Below are 23,550 nucleotides of genomic sequence, written 5' to 3'. Positions count from 1 at the left end.
TTGCTAGACTTAAACTATGAATACAAACCTTAAACCCAAACTTCAGCGCTTCGCTTCTGCGACTGCCTTTGCCTGTCCTATCTGCCAAGAAAATCTGACTCTGGTAGAGAGCAGTCTCAAATGTAACAATCGCCATTCTTTCGACTTGGCTAAATTTGGCTATGTCAATCTGGCACCTCAAATCAAGCAATCTGCCAACTACGACAAAGAAAACTTTCAAAACCGCCAACAAATCCTAGAAGCCGGCTTTTACCAAGCTATCTTAGAGGCCATTTCCGATTTACTTGCAAGCTCAAAAACTGCCAAAACAATTTTAGATATCGGTTGTGGCGAAGGATTCTATTCTCGCAAACTCCAAGAAAGTCACCCTGAAAAAACCTTCTATGCCTTTGACATTTCAAAAGATTCTATCCAAATCGCTGCCAAGAGCGAACCCAACTGGGCAGTCAATTGGTTCGTTGGCGACCTGGCTCGTCTTCCTATAAAAGACGCCAGCATGGATATTCTGCTTGATATCTTTTCGCCTGCCAACTATGGAGAATTTCGCCGCATTTTATCCAAAGACGGTATCTTGATAAAGGTTATTCCAACTGAAAATCACCTCAAAGAAATCCGTCAAAGGGTACAAGACCAGCTGACAAACAAGAATTATTCTAATCAAGATATCAAAAATCATTTCCAAGAACACTTTACCATCCTATCTAGTCAAACTGCCTCTCTAACTAAGACTATCACAGCAGAACAACTCCAATCCCTACTCAGTATGACGCCTCTCCTCTTTCACATCGACCAGAGCAAGATTGACTGGAGCCAACTGACAGAGATTACCATTGAAGCGGAGATTCTGGTTGGAAAAGTACTGTAATTGGCACATAAAAAGAAACCGCATTTCAAGAAGATATGCGGTTTTAAATTGCAATTTTTAAACTATCTATCTAAAGAGAGTTGAAATTTAATAATTCTAATCTCTAATCTTTATTTTCGATTCGAGATAACAAACTTATCAATGAACAGTAAGTGATATAAGGCCAGTACCAAACCCCATAAACTACCAAGAAAAGAGATTTCTTGATGATTGAGAGGAAACAAATCGTGGTTACCTATATAGAGGCAGGTCAAAATGATAAATAAAATCCAAAATAAACCCTACATTCTTAAAATAACTTAGTACATAAATGATAATGCTGTCGTCGCCATCAATATTGCAAGAACTATTTTCCAAATTTTTTTATTTTTTCCAAAAATCTTATCAGGTAACAAGCTTATTACAAGAAAGATAATAAACAACACCAATTTAAGTGTATATATCATAAAAACACCTTCTTTCTTATAATTATATTGTAACACTTTATGTAAGCGAATACAATAAATATGAGGTGTTCAACTACGAAGAAACATAAGGATGAAAGACAGTAAAAACCAGCATTTCTAAGCCTTCACTGCATCTAGAATTTCTCTATTTTTAGACAAAATTAACCAAAATCCACATCAATCAAAAAAAGCGAATTTCAATTGAAATTCGCTTTTTTACAAGATCTATTAGTATAAATTTGTATCTTATACTCAATGAAAATCAAAGAGCAAACTAGGAAGCTAGCCACAGACTGTACTTGAGTACGGCAAGGCAACGCTGACATGGTTTGAATTTGATTTTCGAAGAGTATTAGTTCAAGTGCCAGATATCTTCGTTATACTGAGCGATTGTACGGTCAGATGAGAAGAATCCTGCTTTAGAAATGTTAACGATAACTTTATCCAACCATGCGTCACGGTCTTCGTAGTCAGCCAACATTTGCTCTTTCACTTTGATGTAATCTTCTAAGTCAAGAAGAGTCATGAACCAGTCTTTGTTGATCAATTCATTGTAAAGACGTTCCAAGCGCTCTTTGTTTCCAGCTGCAAGAACTGCATCGCTAACGATGAAGTCAACCAATGGTTTGATAGCTTCACGAGCGTAGAATTCGCTTGATTTGTAAGCTGCTTTTGCGTAAAGGTCGATAACAGTTTCTGAATCTTCACCGAAGATGTAGATATTTTCGTCTCCAACCAACTCAGCGATTTCCACGTTAGCACCGTCCATAGTACCAAGAGTCAAAGCTCCGTTCAACATGAATTTCATGTTACCAGTACCTGAAGCTTCTTTAGAAGCAAGTGAGATTTGTTCTGAAATATCACATGCTGGGATAAGGAAGCTTGCTGCAGTAACGTTGTAGTTTTCAACCATAACTACTTGCAAGTGTGGAGCTACTGCTGGATCGTTAGCAATAACTTCTGACATGCAAAGAATCAAGTGGATGATGTCTTGAGCAATTGTGTAGGCTGGAGCTGCTTTACCACCAAAGAAGATTGTGATTGGACGAGCAGGGATGTTACCAGCTTTGATGTCAAGGTATTTGTGGATTACGTACAAAGCGTTCATTTGTTGACGTTTGTACTCGTGAAGACGTTTGATTTGGATGTCAAAGATAGAGTTTGGATTGATTTCCACACCTTGGTGTTCTTTCAAGTGACGAGCCAATTTACGTTTGTTGTGAGCCTTGATACTTTCCAATTTTTCTTTGACAGCTGCTTTGTCTTCATAAGACAAGAGTTTTTCAAGCTCATCAGCTTCATGGTGCCAACCTTCTCCAAGAATCTCATCCAAGTAATGAGACAATCTTGGGTTAGCATGCATGAGCCAACGACGGAAAGTGATACCGTTTGTTTTGTTGTTGAATTTTTCTGGGTAAAGGTCGTAGAAGGCTTTCAACTCAGAGTTCTTCAAGATTTCAGTGTGGAGTGCTGCTACCCCGTTAACGCTGTATCCGTAGTGGATATCCATGTGAGCCATGTGAACACGTCCGCTCTCATCGATAATTTGAACAGCTGGATCTTTCACTTCTGCTTTCACGCGACGGTCCAATTCTTCAATGATTGGTACCAAGTGAGGAACCACTTCTTGCAAGAATTCAAGAGGCCATTTTTCAAGGGCTTCAGCAAGGATTGTGTGGTTAGTGTAGGCAGTCATGCTACGAACGATTGAGATTGCTTCGTCAAGCTCGATACCACGTGCAGTCAAAAGACGGATCAATTCAGGGATAACCATTGATGGGTGAGTATCGTTGATTTGTACAACTGCGTAGTCAGCAAGGTCATGCAAGTTGCTTCCTTTTTCGATTGCTTCGTCGATGATCAATTGCGCACCGTTTGAAACCATGAAGTATTGTTGGAAGATACGGAGCAATTCACCTTGACGGTCACTATCATCTGGGTAAAGGAAAAGAGTCAAGTTGTGAGCGATGTCTGTCTTATCAAAGTTGATACCGTCTTTAATGATTGAAGAATCAACTGAATCCAAGTCAAACAAACGCAAGCGGTTCTTAGTTTCTGTCTTGTAACCAGGTACATCGATATCGTAAAGAGTAGATGTCAATGTGAAGTGAGCAAATGGTACTTGGTAGCTACGACTTGAGCGAACCAACCAGTTTTGCTCTGTCAACCATGCATTTGGAATTGTTTCTTGTTGGTTATTTTTAAGAACTTGTTGGAAAAGACCGTAGTGGTAGTTAAGACCAACACCGTCACCGTTCAAACCAAGAGTAGCAATTGAATCGATAAAGCAGGCAGCCAAACGTCCCAAACCACCATTACCAAGAGATGGTTCCAATTCAACTTCTTCAACTTCGATCAAGTCTTTACCTGCAGCAGCAAGTTCTTTTTTGACATCGTCGTAAAGACCAAGGTTGATCAAGTTGTTTGACAAAAGTTTACCAATCAAGAACTCAGCTGAGATGTAGTAAACTTTTTTCTTACCAGTGTTAACTGGTTTTTGACTGCTTGCAAGTTTGCTGTAGTTAAGAAGAGCCAGGTAAAGCTCTTCATTGCTACATTCTGCAATGGTTTTATTGTAACGATTTTGTACAAATTCTTGTAGTGATAACATGTTTAAGGTGTCTCCTGATATTGTATTATTTCTTTAATTCTACCAAATTTTCATTGATTCGGCGATAGATTGTTGTCAAGTCAAGCAAGCCTTCCTCGACAGCTGGTGTCAATTGATCTTCAGTCATACGCCAAGACCAGTTTCCACCAAGGGTAGATGGGAAGTTCATACGAGCTGCCTCATCCAATTCTAGCAAATCTTGCATAGTTGCAATCGCCATGAAGCTAACTGATGAAAAGACTGTACGAAGCATAGCATGTGGCACTGTTTCGTATTCTTTACGGTTAGTGTAGCGAGCCATGTATTCACGAGTCGCATCATCGATCTCGTTACGGTACCAACCAAGGACCGTATTGTTGTCGTGTGTTCCTGTGTACATAACTGAGTTAGCAGGTGCCAAGTGTGGGCTATCGATGCTTTCGTCTTCTGGGTTGAAGGCAAATTGAAGAATCTTCATTCCTGGGAAGCCAGTACGTTCACGCAATTCGATAACTTCATCAGTCATGAAGCCAAGGTCTTCAGCGATGATGTTTAGCTCACCAAGTTCTTCCTTAACGGCTGCAAAAAGCTTGTAGCCAGGACCTTTCACCCACTCACCAGGTGCTGCTGTATCGGAACCAGCAGGGATTTCCCAGTAAGATTCGAAGCCACGGAAGTGGTCGATACGAACGATGTCGTAGATTTTAAAGCTTTCACGCAAGCGTTCAATCCACCATTTGTAACCGTCTTTGTCCATTGCTTCCCAGTCATAGATTGGGTTACCCCAAAGCTGACCAGTTGCAGAGAACTCATCTGGTGGACATCCTGCGATGCAAGTAGCCTTACCATTGACATTTGTCTTGAAGAGGTGTGGATTTGCCCACATATCACTTGAATCTTCCGCTACATAGATTGGCATGTCTCCAACGATTTCGATGTGGTTGTCGTTAGCGTAAGCTTTCAATTTCAACCATTGTTGGAAGAAGAAGTATTGAGTCACACGGTGGTAAACCAACTTGTCTGCCAATTGTTCACGGTAGCTTTCAAGTGCTGAAGCTTTACGAGCACGGGCATCTGCATCTGGCCACTCAGTCCAAGCAAGATTGTCAAAATGCTCTTTGATAGCCATATACTCTGCAAAGAGTTCAAGCCATGATTGGTTGTCTTGAGCAAATTTCTCAAAATCTTTAACATCTCCTACTTCCAAGAAACGTTTTACCGCTTTTTCTAAAAGAGGACGACGTGCATAGTAGATTTTCGCATAGTCAACTTCAGACGCATCACTACCAAAGTCAACCCCTTCAAGGTCACTTGCTTGTAACAAGCCTTGCTCCACTAAGATATCCAAATCGATAAAATGAGTGTTCCCTGCAAAGGCTGAGAAAGATTGGTAAGGAGAGTCACCGTAACTAGTTGTTCCTAGTGGAAGGATTTGCCAGTAACGTTGTTTTGTGCGAACCAAGAAATCAACGAAGTCGTAAGCACTTTTACCAAATGATCCAATTCCGTATGCTCCTGGAAGAGAAGAAATGTGCATCAACACACCACTTTGACGTTTTTTCATAATAAGCACCTCATGTGTTTATAGTTAGATATTACATTTTTATGAACGCAAACGTTTGCGCTACTACTAGTATAGCTTATTTTCTTGATAAATGCAAGCGGTTTTAAATAACTTTTTTGATTATTTTTTAAAAATTTTTTCTTCTTACTCGTATATATATTCTTTCAGGAAACAAACAAAATAGGAATAAGGCTTTCACTTATCTTATTAAGCAAAAATAAAGTGAGAATCCTCTCTACTTTCCATTTGTAAATTAGGCAATCGTTTTCCCGACTTTTTTTAAATTTAAAACAAAACCGATTTTTGGGATTTTCTACTATTATAAACAAATAAAACGCTTACCCTTTTCGTGAATTTTTTTAAAATTTTTACAAAAAACACTTGCAACCGCTTTCCGATTGTGCTATACTAGTCCCATAAAGGAAAACGTTTGCGTTTCCTCATTATAAAATTTGTTATTCTTTAGGAGGAATACACTATGTCATCTAAATTCATGAAAAGCGCTGCTGTGCTTGGAACTGCTACACTTGCTAGCTTGCTTTTGGTAGCTTGCGGAAGCAAACCTGCTGAAAAAGCTGCTGATGCTGGTTCATCTGAAGCGAAAGAAATCACTCTTTACGTTGAAGACCAATACAAAGCTTTTGCTGAATCAGCTGCAAAAGCTTACGAAAAAGAAGCTGGCGTAAAAGTGACTATCAAAACCGGAGACCAAATGGGTGGTCTTGACAACCTTTCTCTAGATAACCAATCTGGTAAAGCTGCTGACGTTATGATGGCACCATACGACCGTGTAGGTAGCCTTGGTACTGACGGCCAACTTTCAGAAGTGAAGTTGAGCGACGGCGCTAAAACAGATGATAAAACTAAATCTCTTGTAACAGCTGCTGACGGTAAAGTTTACGGTGCTCCTGCCGTTATCGAGTCACTTGTTATGTACTACAACAAAGACTTGGTAAAAGAAGCTCCAAAAACATTTGCTGACTTAGAAAACCTTGCTAAAGATAGCAAATACGCATTCGCTGGTGAAGATGGAAAAACTTCTGCTTTCCTAGCTGACTGGACAAACTTCTACTTTGCATACGGACTTCTTGCTGGTAACGGCGGTTACGTATTCGGACAAAACGGTAAAGACGCTAAAGACATCGGTCTTGCAAACGACGGCGCTATCAAAGGTGTAGAATACGCTAAATCTTGGTATGAAAAATGGCCTAAAGGTATGCAAGATACTGAAGGAGCTGGAAACCTAATCCAAACTCAATTCCAAGAAGGTAAAACAGCTGCTATCATTGACGGACCTTGGAAAGCTAAAGCCTTCAAAGACGCTAAAGTAAACTACGGTGTTGCAACTATCCCAACTCTTCCAAACGGAAAAGACTACGCAGCATTCGGTGGTGGTAAAGCTTGGATCATCCCATCAAGCACTAAGAACCTTGAAGCTGCTCAAAAATTTGTAGACTTCCTTGTTTCAACTGAAGAACAAAAAGCCTTCTACGATACAACTAACGAAATCCCAGCTAACACTGAAGCTCGTTCATACGCTGAAGGTAAAAACGATGAGTTGACAACAGCTGTTATCAAACAGTTCAAGAACGCTCAACCAATGCCAAACATCTCTCAAATGTCAGCAGTTTGGGACCCAGCTAAAACAATGTTATTTGAAGCTGTAAGTGGTAAGAAAGATGCTAAAACAGCTGCTAACGATGCTGTAACATTGATCAAAGAAACAATCAAACAAAAATTTGGTGAATAAAAAGTTTGTTCAAGGGGGGTGGAATTCAAATCCCCCTTTGAATTTATCAATAAAAAACATATATAGTTTAGGTTTTGATTAGAAACCAGTATCCTATGAAAGGAGTTATTATGGAAAAGCAACAACCTAGTAAAGCAGCCCTGCTGTCTATCATTCCTGGGTTAGGACAGATTTACAATAAACAAAAGGCCAAAGGTTTTATCTTCCTTGGCGTAACCATCGTATTTGTCCTTTATTTCCTAGCACTTGCATCCCCTGAATTGAGCAACCTCATCACTCTTGGTGACAAGCCAGGTCGTGATAATTCCCTCTTCATGCTGATTCGTGGTGCCTTCCATTTAATCTTTGTAGTTGTTTATGTACTCTTTTATTTCGCAAATATCAAAGATGCACATACAACTGCCAAACACATTAATAATGGTATTCCAGTAGCACTTACCTTTAAAGAAATGGTCAAAGGAATCTATGAGAATGGTTTCCCTTACCTCTTGATCATTCCATCTTACATTGCCATGACCTTTGCAATCATCTTCCCCGTTATCGTAACCTTGATGATTGCCTTTACCAACTACGACTTCCAACACTTGCCACCAAACAAATTGTTGGACTGGGTTGGTTTGACCAACTTTACAAACATTTGGAGCTTGAGTACCTTCCGTTCTGCCTTTGGTTCTGTTCTTTCTTGGACTATCATTTGGGCTTTATCTGCCTCAACTTTACAGATCGTGATTGGTATCTTCACAGCTATCATTGCTAACCAACCATTTATCAAAGGAAAACGTATCTTTGGTGTTATTTTCCTTCTTCCTTGGGCTGTCCCAGCCTTCATCACTATCTTGACATTCTCAAATATGTTTAATGATAGTGTTGGTGCTATCAACACTCAAGTCTTGCCGATCTTTGCTAAATTCCTTCCTTTCCTTGATGGGGCTCTTATCCCTTGGAAAACAGACCCTACTTGGACTAAGGTTGCCTTGATTATGATGCAAGGTTGGCTTGGATTCCCATATATCTACGTTTTGACTTTGGGTATCTTGCAATCTATTCCTAACGACCTTTACGAAGCAGCTTATATTGACGGTGCTAATGCTTGGCAAAAATTCCGCAACATCACTTTCCCAATGATCTTGGCTGTTGCAGCACCTACTTTGATTAGCCAATACACCTTCAACTTTAACAACTTCTCTATCATGTACCTCTTCAATGGTGGAGGTCCTGGTAGTGTCGGAGGAGGAGCTGGTTCAACAGATATCTTGATTTCATGGATCTACCGTTTGACAACAGGTACATCTCCTCAATACTCAATGGCGGCAGCTGTTACCTTGATTATCTCTATCATTGTCATCTCAATCTCTATGATCGCATTCAAGAAACTACACGCATTTGATATGGAGGATGTCTAAGATGAATAACTCAATTAAACTCAAACGTAGACTGACTCAAACCCTTACTTACCTCTACTTAATTGGCCTATCAATCGTGATTATCTATCCACTTTTGATTACCATCATGTCAGCCTTTAAAGCAGGTAACGTCTCAGCCTTTAAACTAGATACTAATATCGACCTCAATTTTGATAACTTTAAAGGCCTCTTCACTGAAACCTTGTACGGTACTTGGTACCTCAACACTTTGATTATCGCCTTAATTACTATGGCTGTTCAAACAAGTATTATCGTACTTGCTGGTTATGCTTACAGCCGTTACAACTTCTTGGCTCGTAAACAAAGTTTAGTCTTCTTCTTGATTATCCAAATGGTGCCAACCATGGCCGCTTTGACAGCCTTCTTCGTTATGGCGCTTATGTTGAACGCCCTTAACCACAGCTGGTTCCTCATCTTCCTCTACGTTGGTGGTGGTATCCCAATGAATGCTTGGCTCATGAAAGGCTACTTCGATACAGTGCCAATGTCTCTAGACGAATCTGCAAAACTAGACGGTGCAGGACACTTCCGCCGCTTCTGGCAAATTGTTCTTCCACTTGTTCGCCCAATGGTTGCCGTACAAGCTCTCTGGGCCTTCATGGGACCTTTCGGGGACTACATCCTCTCTAGTTTCTTGCTTCGTGAGAAAGAATACTTTACTGTTGCCGTAGGTCTCCAAACCTTCGTTAGCAATGTGAAAAACATGAAGATTGCCTACTTCTCAGCAGGTGCTATCCTCATCGCCCTTCCAATCTGTATTCTCTTCTTCTTCCTACAAAAGAACTTTGTTTCAGGACTTACAAGTGGTGGCGACAAGGGATAATATATCCCCGCCACCCTTTTTCATTTTATACTCTTCGAAAATCTCTTCAAACCACGTCAGCTTCACCTCCAACCTCAAAGCCGTGCTTTGAGCAACCTGCGGCTAGCTTCCTAGTTTGCTCTTTGATTTTCATTGAGTATTAGTGCTTGCTACTGTAAATAATATCCTTGTAGCAAGCAATTTGTCTCCTAGACTTGAAATAAAGCACATTTCTCTATATAATAATACTCATATAGAAAACACCTTTTAGAAAGATACCTATGCTTCCATATCCATTTTCCTATTTTTCAAGTATTTGGGGATTTCGTAAGCCCCTGTCCAAACGTTTCGGGCTCAACTGGTTTCAGCTTCTCTTTACCAGTATCTTCCTTATCAGCTTGTCCATGGTACCTATTGCCATCCAAAACAGCTCACAGGAGACTTATCCGCTAGAAACCTTTATCGATAATGTCTATGAACCTCTGACAGATGAAGTTGTCCAGGATCTCTCTGAACATGCTAGAATTGTTGATGGCGACTTAACTTATACAGGTACAGCTAGTCAAGCGCCTTCTATTGTGATTGGTCCAAGCCCAAGCAAAGAATTACCGAAGGACTTGCAACTGCATTTCGATACAAAAGAACTGATCATCAGCAAGGAAAGTAAGGAATTGACCCGCATCTCTTACCGAACCATTCAGACTGAGAGTTTCAAAAATAAGGATAGCTTGACCCAAGCAATTTCTAAAGACTGGTACCAACAAAATCGCGTCTATATCAGTCTCTTCCTAGTTCTCGGTGCTAGCTTCCTCTTTGGTTTGAATTTCTTTATTGTCTCTCTAGGAGCGAGTCTTCTCCTTTATATCACTAAGAAATCACGCCTCTTTTCATTTAGAACCTTTAAAGAGTGCTACCATTTTATCTTGAACTGTTTAGGATTACCAACTCTGATTACACTTATTTTGGGATTATTTGGCCAAAATATGACAACTCTGATTACTGTACAAAACATTCTTTTTGTCCTTTATCTGGTCGCTATTTTTTATAAAACGCATTTCCGTGATCCAGATTACCATAAATAGGAGATTTTTATGCCCGTTACGATTAAAGACGTGGCCAAGGCTGCTGGTGTTTCGCCTTCAACCGTAACCCGTGTTATTCAAAATAAATCAACCATTAGCGACGAAACAAAAAAACGCGTTCGCAAGGCGATGAAGGAACTAAATTACCACCCCAACCTCAACGCTCGTAGCTTGGTAAGCAGTTATACCCAAGTTATTGGCTTGGTGCTTCCTGACGACTCAGACGCCTTCTATCAAAATCCTTTCTTCCCATCTGTCCTCCGTGGTATTGCCCAAGTCGCCTCTGAAAACCACTATGCCATTCAGATTGCAACAGGTAAAGACGAAAAAGAGCGACTTAAAGCTATTTCACAGATGGTTTACGGTAAACGTGTGGATGGTTTGATTTTCCTTTATGCCGAAGAAGAGGATCCCTTGGTCAAACTGGTCGCTGATGAGCAGTTCCCCTTCCTCATCCTAGGGAAATCCATTTCACCCTTTATCCCCCTTGTCGATAACGACAATGTCCAAGCTGGTTTTGATGCGACCGAATATTTCATCAAAAAAGGCTGCAAACGAATTGCCTTTATTGGAGGAACTAAGCGACTCTTCGTAACGCAAGACCGTTTAACAGGCTACGAGTCAGCACTCAAACAACACCAACTGCCTATTGACGAAAATTTGACCTATTTCGCAACCGAGTTCTTAGAAGAAAAAGGGTATCAATTTAGTAAACTCCTCTTTCAGCATGACCCGCAGATTGATGCTATCATTACAACCGATAGTCTCCTAGCCGAAGGGGTCTGTGATTACATTGCTAAGCACCAACTGGATGTTCCTGTCCTCAGCTTCGACTCAGTCAATCCCAAGCTCAACTTGGCGGCCTATGTCGATATTAATAGTCTAGAACTTGGTCGTGTTTCCCTTGAAACCATCCTCCAGATTATCAACGATGCTAAAAGCAATAAACAAATTTGTTACCGTCAGTTGATCGCCCACAAAATTATTGAAAAGTAAAAACCAGCTCGCGCTGGTTTTTTTGATCATTAATTTTCTGTTTCAACGAATCGTCCCAAAATATGAACATTCTCCGATACAGAGACAAAGGCGCTTGGATCCACCTGTTTCATAATCTGTTTAAATTCATTAAACTCTGCACGTGTAATGACAGTGATTAAAACTGCCTTTCTTTCGTGATTATAGGTTCCTTCTGCATCGTGAATCATAGTTGCTCCGCGGTGCAATTTTTTATGGATTTTTTCAATTACCTTGTCTGGATGATTGGTCACAATCATGGCCTGCATGCGTTTTTGCTTAGTAAAGACAGCATCTGTCACACGGCTAGAGACAAAGATGGTAATCATAGAATAGAGAGCGTATTTCCAACCAAAGGTCAAACCAGCTATCAACATGATGGTCCCATTTACCAAGAAAGAAATACTGCCGACATTCTTACCTGTTTTCTTACGAATGGTCAGGCTGACGATATCCGTCCCACCACTGGAGATATTGTTTCGAAGAGCAAAACCAATCCCCAAGCCCATGACAACACCCCCAAAAAGGGCATTGATAATAGGATCCTCCGTCAAGGTCGCCACAGGGACAAACTGGATAAAGAAGGAACTCATGGATACCGTGATAAAGGTAAAAATAGTGAATTTATGGCCAATCTGATACCAGGCCAAGACCATCAAAGGAAAATTGATAGCGTAGAAGGTTAGCGAAATCGGAATATGAAAACCAAACCAGTGATTACTCAAGGCAGAGATAATCTGTGCCAAACCTGTTGCACCACTCGAATACACATGCCCTGGTTGGAAAAAGAAATTAACCGCTACTGCTGATAGAAAACCATAGACCAGAGAGGCCGAAATTTTCTCATCATATTTTTCCCGAGAGATGCTTTGTAAGACACGTAAAATTTTTATCTGATAAGCAAAGCGGCGCAGATAATAGCGCCACCGCTTAATTCGTTTTGCTTGTTTCATCTTCTTCTACTTGTAAGCTGAGTTCCTCTAGTTGTTTGAGAGCGACTGTTGATGGAGCTTGTGTCATTGGGTCAGTTGCCTTGTTGTTCTTAGGAAAGGCAATGACTTCACGGATATTTTCTTCTCCTGCTAAAAGCATCACAAAACGGTCAAGCCCGATAGCCAAACCACCGTGTGGTGGGAAACCATAGTCCATTGCTTCAAGAAGGAAACCAAACTGATCATTTGCTTCTTCAGCTGAGAAACCAAGAGCCTTGAACATGCGTTCTTGAAGGTCTTTTTGATTGATACGGAGGCTACCACCACCAAGCTCGTAACCGTTCAAGACGATATCGTAAGCAATGGCACGAACTTTAGCCAAATCACCTTCTAGTTCGTGAGCTGTTTCTTCTTGTGGAAGGGTAAACGGATGGTGGGCGCTCATGTAACGGCCTTCTTCTTCAGACCATTCAAACATTGGCCAGTCAACCACCCAAAGGAAGTTGAATTTATCGTTATCAATCAAGCCAAGCTCCTTGGCAATACGTCCACGAAGGGCACCGAGCGTTGCATTAGCCACTTCAAGCGTATCTGCCACAAAGAGAACCAAGTCCTTGTCTTCAAGAGCAAGCGCTGTTGTCAATTCTGCTTGGATGTCCGTCAAGAACTTAGCAACTGGTCCGTTTAATTCTCCGTCAACTACCTTGACCCAAGCAAGACCTTTGGCACCGTACTGTTTGGCTACTTCGGTCATCTTGTCGATGTCTTTACGTGAATAGTTGTCCGCAGCTCCTTTGACCACAATGGCTTTCACAGCAGGTGCTTCTGAAAAGACTTTGAAGTCAACACCTTTAACCACTTCTGTTAAGTCCTGAAGCAACATGTCAAAACGGGTATCTGGCTTGTCAGAACCGTAAAGAGCCATAGCATCATCATATTTCATACGAGGGAATGGAAGCGTCACTTCGATGCCTTTAGTTTCTTTCATGACACGCGCAATCAATCCTTCTGTGATATCTTGGATTTCTTGCTCAGTAAGGAAGGACGTTTCCAAGTCGACCTGGGTAAACTCAGGCTGGCGGTCTCCACGCAAGTCCTCATCACGGAAACATTTAACGATTTGGTAATAACGGTCAAAACCAGCATTCATCAATAACTGCTTAGTGATTTGTGGACTTTGAGGAAGAGCGTAAAAATGCCCTTTATTAACACGAGATGGCACCAAATAGTCACGCGCCCCTTCAGGCGTTGACTTAGAAAGGAATGGTGTCTCCACGTCGATAAACTCCAACTCATCCAAGTAGTTGCGGATAGAGTGGGTCACCTTGGCACGAAGTTTAAGATTTTCCAACATTTCTGGACGACGAAGGTCAAGATAACGGTAACGCAAACGTGTATCGTCATTGGCCTCAATGCCATCCTTAATCTCAAATGGGGTTGTCTTAGCTGTATTAAGCACTGTCAGAGCTGTTACATTCAACTCAACTGCACCAGTTGGCAACTTATCATTGGCTTGCTCACGCGCAGCAACCTGACCAGTCACCTCGATAACAAATTCGCTACGAAGGCTTTCAGCTGTTGCCATGACCTCTGCAGAAACTTTTTCAGGGTTGATGACCAACTGCATGATTCCTTCACGGTCACGAAGATCGATAAAAATCAAACCACCAAGGTCACGACGACGACCAACCCATCCTTTCAAAGTCATTTCTTGTCCGATGTGTTCCTCACGAACACGACCAGCATACATACTACGTTTCATTGTTTCTCTCCTCTTTTATTCTGTTACTATTTTACCATAAAAGCGCAGGCTCTTCATGAAAATCATCAGAAAAGTTTGCCAGTCTTTAAAAATCAGGTGAAGACTCTAAAAATTAGAGCCATACAAAAATCCGATGAACTTCACCGGACTCTTTTATTTTGAATTGTTGCCTGCTTTACGCTTTTCAGCAATTTCGGCTGCCTTTCGAGGCAAGACAATTTCTGTTGTATAAGCTGTCCCAAAGCGCAAGACACCTGCAATAGGGGCAAAGACAACTGCTAGATAGTTGTAGAAGAAATCGCCCTTAAAGGCATAAGCTAGCGCCCCAATGATGAAAAATAGAACAACTGCTTGAATCACTGCTAATAAAATTACTCGTTTCATGTGACCTCCTGACTCTATTATAGCATGAGAATCATCAAAAAGCTGACTAAATTATTCAAAGCGTGGAGAGAAATACTGTAGACCAGACCTTTTCTGCTAATGTAAGCCAAGCCCAAGCTAAAACCAAGACTAGTATAGACTAAAAATTGTTGCACATCACCTGGGAAATGAATCAAGGCAAACAGAAGACTAGATACCAGAAGAAACAGAACCTGTTTGCTCTTGTCCTGCTTAGGAAAGAGATAGCGTGCCAACATCCCTCTAAAGATAAGTTCTTCCGTCAAAGGAGCAAAGACCACCACCATAAAGAAAGCAAATGCAGGCTGTTCCACTGTCAGTTGAGATACGATTTGTTGACTGACCGACGGATCTTCTGGTAAAAAGAACTGGGCTGTAATAGCCACTAGCAAAACCAGAGTAGGCAACCAGATATGACGATTAAAAGCAGTCGTCTGGATGCTAACCTTTTCTGTCTGATACCATCTGTAAACTCCATAAACATAGGCTCCTGACAGGGCGATATAAAGTGGTAAAACTCCATATATCGAAGCCCCTAGTCCAAGAGCTGACAGAGCCATACTCTGAACCAGACCATAGCCAAAGAAAAAGGATAGAACAGCTAGAAGAAACCAGCCGAGGTTTTTAAGTAATTTCATAAAGTTCTCCTATCTTGCTTTATAGCTATTTTTCAATACAAAGAGGTTCGCTATTCCTAACACAAGTACCCAGGCAAGTAACATACCAATATTAGAAAAAGATATTTCCCCACCTTTTTTATTTAAAAGATTTACAATTGGACCAATAAAAGAGTAATCCAACACTTTCTGAAGCGTATCATTTTGAAGAGCAATTATAGGTAAAAAAGAGACGATTAACATAGGAAAGATACTATAGACTTGCGCTTTAGATTGAGTATCTGACACTGCACCGATTAAAAGGTTGAGAAAAATAATACTAATAGTTGCTAGGATTAAATAGATAACATAGGCCAATAAGTAACTTGATAGATCTACTTTAAGATAGATGGGCAGTACAATCATAGCAAATAACATTATCAAAATAGGGAGAACAAGCATACTGAAAGTATATTCTGTTGCTGTCACACCACTTAGGATGAGTGATTTAAGATTGCGCTTTTCCTTATCTTCTGCCATCATAATCGATACCATATAACCACTTCCCATACTCAAGACCATCGTCAAACTCGAAGAGAGGAGAAACATACTCAATTCTCCATTCTTATTGAAGAATTCATTATATAGAACAGCTATTCCAAAAGGCATCAATAGAGTCGCCAACAAAGTTGAATTGCTGATAAGAACTTGTAATCTTAACCATAGTAGGGCATTTAATTTTCTAAACATCTAACTTTTCTCCTGTCAATCTGATAAAGATTTCTTCTAAAGTTGGCTCACAAGAGTGAACCACCATCAAATCTGTCGTGTCTAAATGTGGCAATTCTTCAAATGGAACTGTCTGTTCTCGTCCATCGTTATAAACCACATGTACTTTCTTATCCACATGGTACTTCTGGATAATGTCTTGCGGACTTCCATACTCTATTAGGTTACCCTTATTCAAAAGAGATAAGCGATCACAAAGCAGAGTTGCCTCATTCATATCATGCGTGGTCAAAAAGATAGTTGTCCCCGCCTGCTTTAATTCTTGAAGTAGGGTATGAATCATCTTAGATGTTGTAGGGTCTAAACCACTAGTTGGCTCATCTAGAAAGAGAATCTTAGGAGCATTCAGAAGGGCACGAGCCAAGAACATTCGTTGTTTCATTCCTGTAGATAGTTTTTCTGCGATAATATCTTTAGCATCTGCCAATCCAACCTGTTGGAGCACCTGATTTACTCTATCTGCCTTGAGGCCATATAACTTAGCATAGATGAGAAGATTTTTGTAAAGACTCATCTTTTCATAAAAACCACTGCCATCACTAACAATACCAATTTGTTCCAAATCCTTTGAGGTTAAATCTTGAGAATTCTTGCCTAACAAAACTGTTTTACCTTGATCTGCAGCCAACTGACCTGTTAAGACATTGATCATGGTTGTTTTACCTGAGCCAGAAGGTCCAAGAAAACCAAAGATTTCACCTTCCTTAATCTCAAAAGAAATCTGATGAAGAGCTTTTTTGCTCCCAAAACTTTTGCTTACATTTTCAACACGAATCATAGAAACTCCTTTATTTGAAATAACGTTTTACCATAGGTAACTGCATCACATTGATATAAATATGGATAGCTCCTACAAGCAAGAAGGCTAGTAACTGAATCTCTCCTGTCAGTAAGGAAAAGAGATCAATCAAAATATACAAACCTGGCAAGACATACTGGTTTAATTGGAATAAAATTCGAAAACTCTGTTCCAAATTAGCCTGGCGCTCCCCTTCATCGTAAGAATTGATAAAGTCCATGACATCCTTTGGTGTAGAGAAAAATGCCAAATCAAACTGACGAACAATCGCAATGGTCTTAAAAAGATATTTTTGAACACTGAAAATCAGCACTAATCCCAAAAAAGAAAGAGATAAGGTTAGATGGCTTCTATTTAGTACAAATGCTTCACTACCTGAGATGAAAAGAGCCAATAAAATCGCTACACTTGCAATATTAAAAGCAATGGTTCCAAACTCGAGATTCCGATGCATTTGCACATAATAGGTTTCATTCAGATCATCATCCATTTCTTCTTGATACAAGGCATCATCCATTTCTTCTTGATACAAGGAATGAAATTTTCTGCTTTTCTTTAAGAAATTGAATGTCAAAAGTATGCTAATGAAACCTAACACTAAACAAATAGCTGATATCCATGGTATCAAGATTTTTACATCTAACATAATTCCGTGGGATTCAGCAAGTGCCTTAAACATCCCTACAAACATGGCCAAAAAAAATCCCAAGACAATAGACATTAAAAACAACAATCCACGTTTCTTTTTCTTTTTCATATTCATTCTCCTTTTTCACTTGCTAGATTTTTGGATTTCTTTTCAATCCATTCAATTACTGGTATGAGGGCAAAATAGGCCCAAACAAATTTGTTACTTTGATAGGGACTAAACCAGCCTAAGTCTATCCCAATCAGTAGAAATACGCTGACTAATAGAGCTATGGCAACTACATAATAAATCACTTTATACTTGTTCATCATCTTTCTCCTTTTTCTTCAACCGATTGAAAATGGACAAGAGGACTAAGTTAATCCAAAACAAATACTTACTTTCAACAAAATAGAACCAACCCAGTAATGTTCCAATCATAGCAAATGCATTCACAATAAGGGCAAGAACACTCATAAAATAAACCACTCTATACATGTTCATCACTCATCCTCCTCCAAGCGAAATACCGATTCGACTGTTTCGTTGAAAATCTGAGATATTTTCAAGGCAATCACAACTGACGGGGTGTATTCGTCCCGTTCTAATAGGCTAATGGTCTGCCTCGAAACTTCTGCCAACTTAGCCAGTTCGGTTTGATTGAGACCATCGCGAGCCCGAAGCTCTTTTAGACGATTTTTTAGTTGCATGTTACACACCTACTTTCCGTCAAATTCAACGGTTTGGATATCCTCAATGCGTTGTAGTTTGAATTTTTCTTTTCCCTTTTTATCAACACGGCGTAGCTTGACCCATTCCTCATCAACATCTACAACTTCCCAGTTGTCTGTTCCAAACACTTGTCCAATGATTGTTGGTTTCTTCCCAATCAATTCTTTTAATAATCTTGACATTTCTATATTTCCTTTCTGTTTTTGCTCAATTCTTTTGATTTTATTCTCTAATTTCTTGACCCTTTGGGTATGATAGAGATAAAACATAATCACAAGAGGTACAAATCCTAATGCCCACATAATCGTTCCCTGCTCCTTTTCTCTTAACTTGCTTATATTGTAACACATCTTTTTCTTTTTGACAAGCATATTTGTCAAAAAGTTTATGATTTTTGTCATTTTGCAAAAGAAAAAGGTCAGGAGTAAGGTCCTGACCAGTTTTTCTACTATTAAAAGCCTAATTTTTCAAAGATTTCTGAGAAATTTTGATTGATAGCATCAAGTGACACTTGAACTTCTTCTCGGGTTTGATTATTCTTGACTGTCACTTGTCCGCTTTCGACTTCACTCTCTCCTAGAGTGATGAGAGTCTTAGCCGCAAAGACATCGGCTGACTTGAACTGAGCTTTGAGTTTACGGTTGAGGTAATCACGCTCTGCTTTGAAACCTTGTTGGCGAAGAGCTTGTACCAACTCCAAGGCCTTGACATTTGCTCCTTCGCCCAAAACTGCGATATAAACATCTAGGGCATTTTCAATAGGAAGGGCCACACCTTGCTTTTCAAGAATGAGAAGCAGGCGCTCTACACCAAGTCCAAAACCAAATCCAGCAGTTTCAGGGCCTCCAAAGTAAGCAACCAAACCATCGTAACGACCACCCGCACAGACTGTCAAGTCATTGCCCTCAATCTCTGTGATAAACTCGAAAATCGTGTGGTTGTAGTAGTCCAAACCACGCACCATATTGGTATCGATGATATAGTCTACTCCAAGATTTTCCAACATCTGACGCACAGCATCAAAATGAGCCTGACTTTCTTCATCAAGGAAATCCAAGATAGACGGTGCATTCTCCACTGCCACCTTGTCTTCTTTCTCCTTAGAGTCCAAGACACGAAGTGGATTTTCCTCCAAGCGACGTTGGCTATCCTTCGACAAGGTATCCTTGAGCGGTGTCAAATAGTCAATCAAGGCTTGACGGTAAGCCGCACGGCTCTCAGGATTCCCAAGCGTGTTGAGGTGCAATTTAACACCTTGGATGCCGATTTCTTTCAAGAAATGAGCTGCCATAGCGATGGTCTCCACATCCGTAGCTGGATTGCTTGAGCCAAAACACTCAACACCAATCTGATGGAACTGGCGCAAACGCCCTGCCTGTGGACGCTCATAACGGAACATAGGGCCCATGTAGTAGAATTTGCTTGGCTTTTGCACTTCTGGAGCAAAGAGTTTATTTTCCACATAGGAACGAACAACGGGCGCTGTTCCTTCCGGACGGAGGGTAATATGGCGGTCACCCTTGTCATAGAAATCGTACATTTCCTTAGTCACGATATCCGTTGTATCTCCGACAGAGCGGCTGATAACCTCGTAGTGCTCAAAAATAGGCGTGCGCACTTCTGCATAGTTATAGCGCTTGAAAATTTCACGGGCAAAGCCCTCAACGTACTGCCATTTGGCAGATTCAGCAGGCAAGATATCCTGCGTTCCTTTTGGTTTTTGTAATTTCATAAGGAATCCTCTTTAAACTTAATAGTCTTATTTTACCATAAATAGAGGGATTAAAACAGTAAGAGAAGAAAATCTCAAGAGAGTCTTTTCAGAAAATTCATCAAAAACTTGCCAAATTGTCAGAATTATGAGAAAATAGAGGATATTTATCACGTGGAGGGACTGTAATGAGAGACGATATCAAAATCAATGACCGTGCTTTGGCCTTACAAGACCAAATTATCGAAAAACTAGAGAAGGTTTTTGATACAGATGTGGAATTGGATGTTTACAATCTAGGCCTGATTTATGAAATCAATCTGGACGAAACGGGTCTCTGCAAGATTGTCATGACCTTCACTGACACTGCCTGCGATTGTGCAGAAAGCCTGCCTATCGAAATCGTCGCAGGTCTGAAACAAATCGAGGATATCGAAGATGTCAAGGTTGAAGTTACTTGGTCGCCCGCTTGGAAGATTACACGAATCAGTCGCTACGGTCGTATTGCCCTTGGACTGCCACCTCGTTAAGCAGGCAAATCACTTTTGGAGATGAAAAGAAGCAAGCCGAGATTGGCTTGCTTTTTAAGTTTATTTTTTACCTGACTTGTCCATATTCCAGAAGTCCGTCACGGCTCCACGTGAAGCAGATGATACGATATGGGCATATTTACCGAGGACACCACGGCTGTAAAGCGGTGGCAAGGTTGTTTCTGCCTTGCGTTTTTCAAGTTCTTCTTCGGATACGGCCATAGAAATTTCTTTGGTATCCTGGTCAACCGTAACGATATCGCCTGTACGGAGGTAGGCAATTGGTCCACCATCCTGAGCTTCAGGAGCGATATGTCCAACAACTAGACCATAAGTCCCACCAGAGAAACGACCATCCGTCAAGAGGGCAACCTTGTCTCCTTGACCTTTACCAACGATCATTGATGAAAGTGACAGCATCTCAGGCATACCAGGACCACCTTTAGGTCCAACGAAACGGACAACAACTACATCGCCATCAACGATTTCATCTGTCAGAACAGCCTGGATAGCATCTTCTTCTGAGTCAAAGACCTTAGCTGGACCAACGTGACGACGCACTTTAACACCTGATACCTTGGCAACCGCACCGTCAGGGGCAAGGTTCCCGTTCAAGATGATGAGCGGACCATCCGCACGTTTTGGATTTTCAAGTGGCATGATGACTTTTTGACCTGGTGTGAGATCTGCAAAGTCAGCTAAGTTCTCAGCAACAGTCTTACCAGTACATGTAATGCGATCTCCATGAAGGAAACCATTTGCCAAGAGATATCTCATAACCGCAGGCACACCACCGACTTCGTAGAGGTCTTGGAAGACATACTGACCAGATGGTTTCAAGTCGGCCAAGTGAGGCACACGCTCTTGGATCGTATTGAAGTCCTCAAGTGACAAGTCAACATTGGCAGCATGGGCAATGGCAAGCAAGTGAAGAGTGGCGTTTGTAGAACCACCGAGAGCCATGGTTACAGTGATAGCATCTTCAAAGGCTTCACGAGTCAAGATATCTGATGGTTTGAGACCGAGCTCCAGCATCTTAACAACAGCACGTCCTGCTGCTTCGATGTCTTCTTTCTTGTCAGCTGATTCAGCTGGGTGAGATGAAGAGCCTGGCAAACTCATACCGAGAACTTCGATAGCTGTCGCCATGGTATTAGCAGTATACATACCACCACAGCCACCAGGGCCAGGGCAGGCATTACATTCAAGACGTTTCACGTCCTCAGCCGTCATGTCACCGTGGTTCCATTTTCCGATACCTTCAAAGACAGAAACCAAGTCGATATCTTTGCCATCAAGATTCCCCGGTGCAATAGTTCCACCATAGGCGAAAATAGCTGGAATATCCATATTGGCAATGGCAATCATAGAACCAGGCATGTTCTTATCACAGCCACCGATAGCGACAAAGGCATCGACGTTGTGACCACCCATCGCCGCCTCGATTGAGTCCGCAATGATATCACGAGATGTTAGAGAGAAACGCATACCAGGCGTTCCCATGGCAATCCCGTCCGCTACAGTAATAGTTCCAAACTGCACAGGCCAAGCACCTGCCGATTTGACACCTTCTTTGGCTAATTTCCCAAAATCATGCAAGTGAATGTTACATGGTGTATTTTCCGCCCAAGTCGAAATCACTCCCACAATCGGTGCTTCAAAGTCCTTATCTGTCATACCAGTCGCACGAAGCATGGCACGGTTTGGCGATTTAACCATGCTGTCATAAATGCTACTGCGGTGACGTTTATCTAATTCAGTCATCTTATCCCTCCCATTTCAGTTTTTACTATTATAGCACATTTTAAAAGCAATGAACAGAAGAAAATTCTTGAATTTTCAGAAAATTTCGATTAATTTAGTTAATGACCTTTTAATTTTTTCATCTTTTTTTGTCAAGTAACTTTACTTTACAAAAAAAATGTGTTATCCTAGTATGGTTGATGAAAATCAGTAGATTGAATCGAATATAAATACCTAAAGGAGAAATCAAAATGGCAGTACCTGCACGTCGCACTTCAAAAGCGAAGAAAAACAAACGTCGTACACACTACAAAGTAACAGCTCCATCTGTAAACTTTGACGAAACTACTGGAGATTACTCACGTTCTCACCGTGTATCACTTAAAGGATACTACAAAGGACGTAAAATCGCTAAAGCTGCATCAGCTGAATAATAGAAGGGAGATACCATGCGCGTAAATATTACACTTGAACACAAAGAATCTGGTGAACGCTTGTACCTTACTTCTAAAAACAAACGTAACACTCCAGACCGTCTTCAATTGAAGAAATACTCACCAAAACTTCGCAAACACGTTGTGTTTACAGAGGTTAAGTAATAGGTCATTCCGTTTCATGACTTACACCCTATTAGTTAGACAAAAATATCTAGCTGATGGGGTGTTTTATTATAAAACTAACTTTACATAGTCTTTCTCTATATTCTTTCAACTGATAATATTTAAGGAGAAACATTTATGAAAATAAAATTTAAAGAAAGCAATACCATTACTTCCATAAAATACAAATCTTTTTTATTTGTAAAATTGCCACTACTAGCTATTTTGTACGCAGTTGTTATCAACTTCATACTTAGTTTTAAGTTGACAGCTATAAGTGACTTGCTAACATCTAAGGGCATTATCCCTTTAATTTTAATTATTCTACTGGCTTATCTTGCCTTCAAGAACTATACTAATTTTAAAGACTTACGTGAAAATTATAAAGCTAAGAATATTGATGGTGTTAATATACTAGTAAAACTGATTCGCATACATGATAAAGTTAAGGTCAGAGAGCTTGGATTTAACAAGACAATCTATAACTACACATTTTCATGGGAAGATATCATTTTCCCTGCTATTAACAACAATATAAACGGCTCAAAACTTGAACCACTTGTTAAAAAATATTCTTTACAGGTACTATCTATGAATATTCCTGCAAAAATGATTGGAAATGTGATATATGTTGATGCAAAGGTATTGGAAGAATGTATTAAAACTGATACCCAAGAAAGAAGTAAACTTTCAAACATTTAAGGATGAACTTTGTTGCAGTCATCAATAACAAAAATGACAATAGATTTTCTACTGTCATTTTATTTTTCTAAATTTTTAGCAGAGTATT

The 23,550-nt window shown here is 40.4% G+C and carries 25 protein-coding genes; 10 read left to right on the top strand and 15 right to left on the bottom strand.

Annotated elements, in window-relative coordinates:
- Positions 1-16: 16 nt before the first annotated feature.
- Positions 17-865, top strand: a complete 849-nt coding sequence (locus tag N8M66_RS07755) for a putative RNA methyltransferase (protein WP_261046671.1) — start codon at positions 17-19, stop codon at positions 863-865.
- 798 nt (positions 866-1,663) lie between these two features.
- On the opposite strand, the gene glgP is transcribed toward N8M66_RS07755, so the two are convergent.
- Positions 1,664-3,922, bottom strand: coding sequence for a glycogen/starch/alpha-glucan family phosphorylase (gene glgP, locus N8M66_RS07750; RefSeq protein WP_261046668.1), 2,259 nt, complete (start codon positions 3,920-3,922; stop codon positions 1,664-1,666).
- Positions 3,923-3,947: 25 nt separating this feature from the next.
- Positions 3,948-5,465 carry a 4-alpha-glucanotransferase gene (malQ, locus tag N8M66_RS07745; RefSeq protein WP_261046666.1) on the bottom strand — a complete coding sequence of 506 codons (1,518 nt, stop codon included), beginning with the start codon at positions 5,463-5,465 and terminating at the stop codon, positions 3,948-3,950.
- A gap of 478 nt (positions 5,466-5,943) precedes the next feature.
- Here malQ and N8M66_RS07740 point away from each other — a divergent pair, with 478 nt between their 5' ends.
- The 5 genes from N8M66_RS07740 to N8M66_RS07720 all read left to right on the top strand — a co-directional run bounded on the left by N8M66_RS07740 (position 5,944) and on the right by N8M66_RS07720 (position 11,519).
- Positions 5,944-7,215, top strand: a complete 1,272-nt coding sequence (locus N8M66_RS07740) for an extracellular solute-binding protein (RefSeq protein ID WP_084862202.1) — start codon at positions 5,944-5,946, stop codon at positions 7,213-7,215.
- A 110-nt stretch (positions 7,216-7,325) separates the two neighbouring features.
- Positions 7,326-8,618, top strand: coding sequence for a sugar ABC transporter permease (locus N8M66_RS07735; protein WP_201058639.1), 1,293 nt, complete (start codon positions 7,326-7,328; stop codon positions 8,616-8,618).
- A gap of 1 nt (position 8,619) precedes the next feature.
- Entirely contained in the window at positions 8,620-9,462 is an 843-nt protein-coding gene (locus N8M66_RS07730) for a sugar ABC transporter permease (protein ID WP_004236955.1), read from the top strand.
- A gap of 260 nt (positions 9,463-9,722) precedes the next feature.
- Complete coding sequence (locus N8M66_RS07725; RefSeq protein ID WP_261046662.1) at positions 9,723-10,523, top strand: DUF1189 domain-containing protein; 801 nt, start codon at positions 9,723-9,725, stop codon at positions 10,521-10,523.
- 9 nt (positions 10,524-10,532) lie between these two features.
- Positions 10,533-11,519: a LacI family DNA-binding transcriptional regulator gene (locus N8M66_RS07720; protein ID WP_049487737.1), complete on the top strand. Its 987-nt coding sequence runs from the start codon at positions 10,533-10,535 to the stop codon at positions 11,517-11,519.
- A 29-nt stretch (positions 11,520-11,548) separates the two neighbouring features.
- On the opposite strand, the gene N8M66_RS07715 is transcribed toward N8M66_RS07720, so the two are convergent.
- From N8M66_RS07715 to hisS, 12 genes are all read right to left on the bottom strand, one after another.
- The gene (locus tag N8M66_RS07715; protein ID WP_061087501.1) at positions 11,549-12,490 is read right to left on the bottom strand and encodes a YitT family protein; all 942 of its coding nucleotides are present in this window, start codon (positions 12,488-12,490) and stop codon (positions 11,549-11,551) included.
- Complete coding sequence (gene aspS / locus N8M66_RS07710) at positions 12,468-14,231, bottom strand: aspartate--tRNA ligase (protein WP_261046658.1); 1,764 nt, start codon at positions 14,229-14,231, stop codon at positions 12,468-12,470. The genes N8M66_RS07715 and aspS overlap by 23 nt, the downstream gene beginning before the upstream one ends.
- A gap of 153 nt (positions 14,232-14,384) precedes the next feature.
- Complete coding sequence (locus N8M66_RS07705; protein WP_000832185.1) at positions 14,385-14,615, bottom strand: hypothetical protein; 231 nt, start codon at positions 14,613-14,615, stop codon at positions 14,385-14,387.
- Positions 14,616-14,632: 17 nt separating this feature from the next.
- Positions 14,633-15,271 (bottom strand): CPBP family intramembrane glutamic endopeptidase, encoded by a 639-nt coding sequence (locus tag N8M66_RS07700; RefSeq protein ID WP_261046655.1) that lies wholly within the window; start codon positions 15,269-15,271, stop codon positions 14,633-14,635.
- Positions 15,272-15,280: 9 nt separating this feature from the next.
- Entirely contained in the window at positions 15,281-15,979 is a 699-nt protein-coding gene (locus tag N8M66_RS07695) for an ABC transporter permease (RefSeq protein ID WP_261046653.1), read from the bottom strand.
- The gene (locus N8M66_RS07690; RefSeq protein ID WP_261046650.1) at positions 15,972-16,796 is read right to left on the bottom strand and encodes an ABC transporter ATP-binding protein; all 825 of its coding nucleotides are present in this window, start codon (positions 16,794-16,796) and stop codon (positions 15,972-15,974) included. Before N8M66_RS07690 ends, N8M66_RS07695 begins: the two co-directional genes overlap by 8 nt.
- Positions 16,797-16,806: 10 nt before the next feature.
- Positions 16,807-17,574 (bottom strand): DUF3169 family protein, encoded by a 768-nt coding sequence (locus tag N8M66_RS07685; protein ID WP_261046647.1) that lies wholly within the window; start codon positions 17,572-17,574, stop codon positions 16,807-16,809.
- Between the two features lie 2 nt (positions 17,575-17,576).
- Entirely contained in the window at positions 17,577-17,774 is a 198-nt protein-coding gene (locus N8M66_RS07680; RefSeq protein WP_045606589.1) for a hypothetical protein, read from the bottom strand.
- Complete coding sequence (locus N8M66_RS07675) at positions 17,761-17,949, bottom strand: hypothetical protein (protein ID WP_045606587.1); 189 nt, start codon at positions 17,947-17,949, stop codon at positions 17,761-17,763. The genes N8M66_RS07680 and N8M66_RS07675 overlap by 14 nt, the downstream gene beginning before the upstream one ends.
- Positions 17,949-18,155, bottom strand: coding sequence for a helix-turn-helix transcriptional regulator (locus N8M66_RS07670; protein ID WP_001176233.1), 207 nt, complete (start codon positions 18,153-18,155; stop codon positions 17,949-17,951). Before N8M66_RS07670 ends, N8M66_RS07675 begins: the two co-directional genes overlap by 1 nt.
- 9 nt (positions 18,156-18,164) lie before the next feature.
- A complete protein-coding gene (locus tag N8M66_RS07665; RefSeq protein WP_261046715.1) occupies positions 18,165-18,629 on the bottom strand; it encodes a hypothetical protein in 465 nt (154 codons plus the stop codon).
- Positions 18,629-19,909, bottom strand: coding sequence for a histidine--tRNA ligase (hisS, locus tag N8M66_RS07660; protein ID WP_261046642.1), 1,281 nt, complete (start codon positions 19,907-19,909; stop codon positions 18,629-18,631). Before hisS ends, N8M66_RS07665 begins: the two co-directional genes overlap by 1 nt.
- 167 nt (positions 19,910-20,076) lie before the next feature.
- On the opposite strand from hisS, the gene N8M66_RS07655 reads away from it, so the two are divergent.
- The gene (locus tag N8M66_RS07655) at positions 20,077-20,418 is read left to right on the top strand and encodes a metal-sulfur cluster assembly factor (protein WP_261046640.1); all 342 of its coding nucleotides are present in this window, start codon (positions 20,077-20,079) and stop codon (positions 20,416-20,418) included.
- A 60-nt stretch (positions 20,419-20,478) separates the two neighbouring features.
- Here the strand turns inward: N8M66_RS07655 and ilvD are convergent, their stop codons facing one another.
- A complete protein-coding gene (gene ilvD / locus N8M66_RS07650) occupies positions 20,479-22,182 on the bottom strand; it encodes a dihydroxy-acid dehydratase (protein ID WP_261046637.1) in 1,704 nt (567 codons plus the stop codon).
- 230 nt (positions 22,183-22,412) lie between these two features.
- Between ilvD and rpmF the strand changes: the two genes are divergently transcribed.
- The 3 genes from rpmF (at position 22,413) to N8M66_RS07635 (ending at position 23,462) form a co-directional block, all read left to right on the top strand.
- Complete coding sequence (gene rpmF / locus N8M66_RS07645; RefSeq protein ID WP_000290417.1) at positions 22,413-22,595, top strand: 50S ribosomal protein L32; 183 nt, start codon at positions 22,413-22,415, stop codon at positions 22,593-22,595.
- Between the two features lie 15 nt (positions 22,596-22,610).
- Positions 22,611-22,760: a 50S ribosomal protein L33 gene (rpmG, locus tag N8M66_RS07640; RefSeq protein ID WP_001265622.1), complete on the top strand. Its 150-nt coding sequence runs from the start codon at positions 22,611-22,613 to the stop codon at positions 22,758-22,760.
- A gap of 138 nt (positions 22,761-22,898) precedes the next feature.
- A complete protein-coding gene (locus N8M66_RS07635) occupies positions 22,899-23,462 on the top strand; it encodes a hypothetical protein (protein ID WP_261046635.1) in 564 nt (187 codons plus the stop codon).
- The last annotated feature ends 88 nt before the right edge of the window (positions 23,463-23,550 follow it).

The sequence above is a fragment of the Streptococcus mitis genome (assembly GCF_946188585.1).
GTDB lineage: Bacteria > Bacillota > Bacilli > Lactobacillales > Streptococcaceae > Streptococcus > Streptococcus mitis_DG.
Note: the sequence above shows the minus strand (reverse complement) of the source record. Positions and strands in the feature narration are given on the sequence as shown.

What these genes read in the sequence shown, in the direction of transcription:
- N8M66_RS07755 (WP_261046671.1), top strand. Translation starts at nt 17, where the DNA reads ATGAATACAAACCTTAAACCCAAACTTCAGCGCTTCGCTTCTGCGACT.
- glgP (WP_261046668.1), bottom strand. Translation starts at nt 3,922, where the DNA reads ATGTTATCACTACAAGAATTTGTACAAAATCGTTACAATAAAACCATT.
- malQ (WP_261046666.1), bottom strand. Translation starts at nt 5,465, where the DNA reads ATGAAAAAACGTCAAAGTGGTGTGTTGATGCACATTTCTTCTCTTCCA.
- N8M66_RS07740 (WP_084862202.1), top strand. Translation starts at nt 5,944, where the DNA reads ATGTCATCTAAATTCATGAAAAGCGCTGCTGTGCTTGGAACTGCTACA.
- N8M66_RS07735 (WP_201058639.1), top strand. Translation starts at nt 7,326, where the DNA reads ATGGAAAAGCAACAACCTAGTAAAGCAGCCCTGCTGTCTATCATTCCT.
- N8M66_RS07730 (WP_004236955.1), top strand. Translation starts at nt 8,620, where the DNA reads ATGAATAACTCAATTAAACTCAAACGTAGACTGACTCAAACCCTTACT.
- N8M66_RS07725 (WP_261046662.1), top strand. Translation starts at nt 9,723, where the DNA reads ATGCTTCCATATCCATTTTCCTATTTTTCAAGTATTTGGGGATTTCGT.
- N8M66_RS07720 (WP_049487737.1), top strand. Translation starts at nt 10,533, where the DNA reads ATGCCCGTTACGATTAAAGACGTGGCCAAGGCTGCTGGTGTTTCGCCT.
- N8M66_RS07715 (WP_061087501.1), bottom strand. Translation starts at nt 12,490, where the DNA reads ATGAAACAAGCAAAACGAATTAAGCGGTGGCGCTATTATCTGCGCCGC.
- aspS (WP_261046658.1), bottom strand. Translation starts at nt 14,231, where the DNA reads ATGAAACGTAGTATGTATGCTGGTCGTGTTCGTGAGGAACACATCGGA.
- N8M66_RS07705 (WP_000832185.1), bottom strand. Translation starts at nt 14,615, where the DNA reads ATGAAACGAGTAATTTTATTAGCAGTGATTCAAGCAGTTGTTCTATTT.
- N8M66_RS07700 (WP_261046655.1), bottom strand. Translation starts at nt 15,271, where the DNA reads ATGAAATTACTTAAAAACCTCGGCTGGTTTCTTCTAGCTGTTCTATCC.
- N8M66_RS07695 (WP_261046653.1), bottom strand. Translation starts at nt 15,979, where the DNA reads ATGTTTAGAAAATTAAATGCCCTACTATGGTTAAGATTACAAGTTCTT.
- N8M66_RS07690 (WP_261046650.1), bottom strand. Translation starts at nt 16,796, where the DNA reads ATGATTCGTGTTGAAAATGTAAGCAAAAGTTTTGGGAGCAAAAAAGCT.
- N8M66_RS07685 (WP_261046647.1), bottom strand. Translation starts at nt 17,574, where the DNA reads ATGAAAAAGAAAAAGAAACGTGGATTGTTGTTTTTAATGTCTATTGTC.
- N8M66_RS07680 (WP_045606589.1), bottom strand. Translation starts at nt 17,774, where the DNA reads ATGAACAAGTATAAAGTGATTTATTATGTAGTTGCCATAGCTCTATTA.
- N8M66_RS07675 (WP_045606587.1), bottom strand. Translation starts at nt 17,949, where the DNA reads ATGAACATGTATAGAGTGGTTTATTTTATGAGTGTTCTTGCCCTTATT.
- N8M66_RS07670 (WP_001176233.1), bottom strand. Translation starts at nt 18,155, where the DNA reads ATGCAACTAAAAAATCGTCTAAAAGAGCTTCGGGCTCGCGATGGTCTC.
- hisS (WP_261046642.1), bottom strand. Translation starts at nt 19,909, where the DNA reads ATGAAATTACAAAAACCAAAAGGAACGCAGGATATCTTGCCTGCTGAA.
- N8M66_RS07655 (WP_261046640.1), top strand. Translation starts at nt 20,077, where the DNA reads ATGAGAGACGATATCAAAATCAATGACCGTGCTTTGGCCTTACAAGAC.
- ilvD (WP_261046637.1), bottom strand. Translation starts at nt 22,182, where the DNA reads ATGACTGAATTAGATAAACGTCACCGCAGTAGCATTTATGACAGCATG.
- rpmF (WP_000290417.1), top strand. Translation starts at nt 22,413, where the DNA reads ATGGCAGTACCTGCACGTCGCACTTCAAAAGCGAAGAAAAACAAACGT.
- rpmG (WP_001265622.1), top strand. Translation starts at nt 22,611, where the DNA reads ATGCGCGTAAATATTACACTTGAACACAAAGAATCTGGTGAACGCTTG.
- N8M66_RS07635 (WP_261046635.1), top strand. Translation starts at nt 22,899, where the DNA reads ATGAAAATAAAATTTAAAGAAAGCAATACCATTACTTCCATAAAATAC.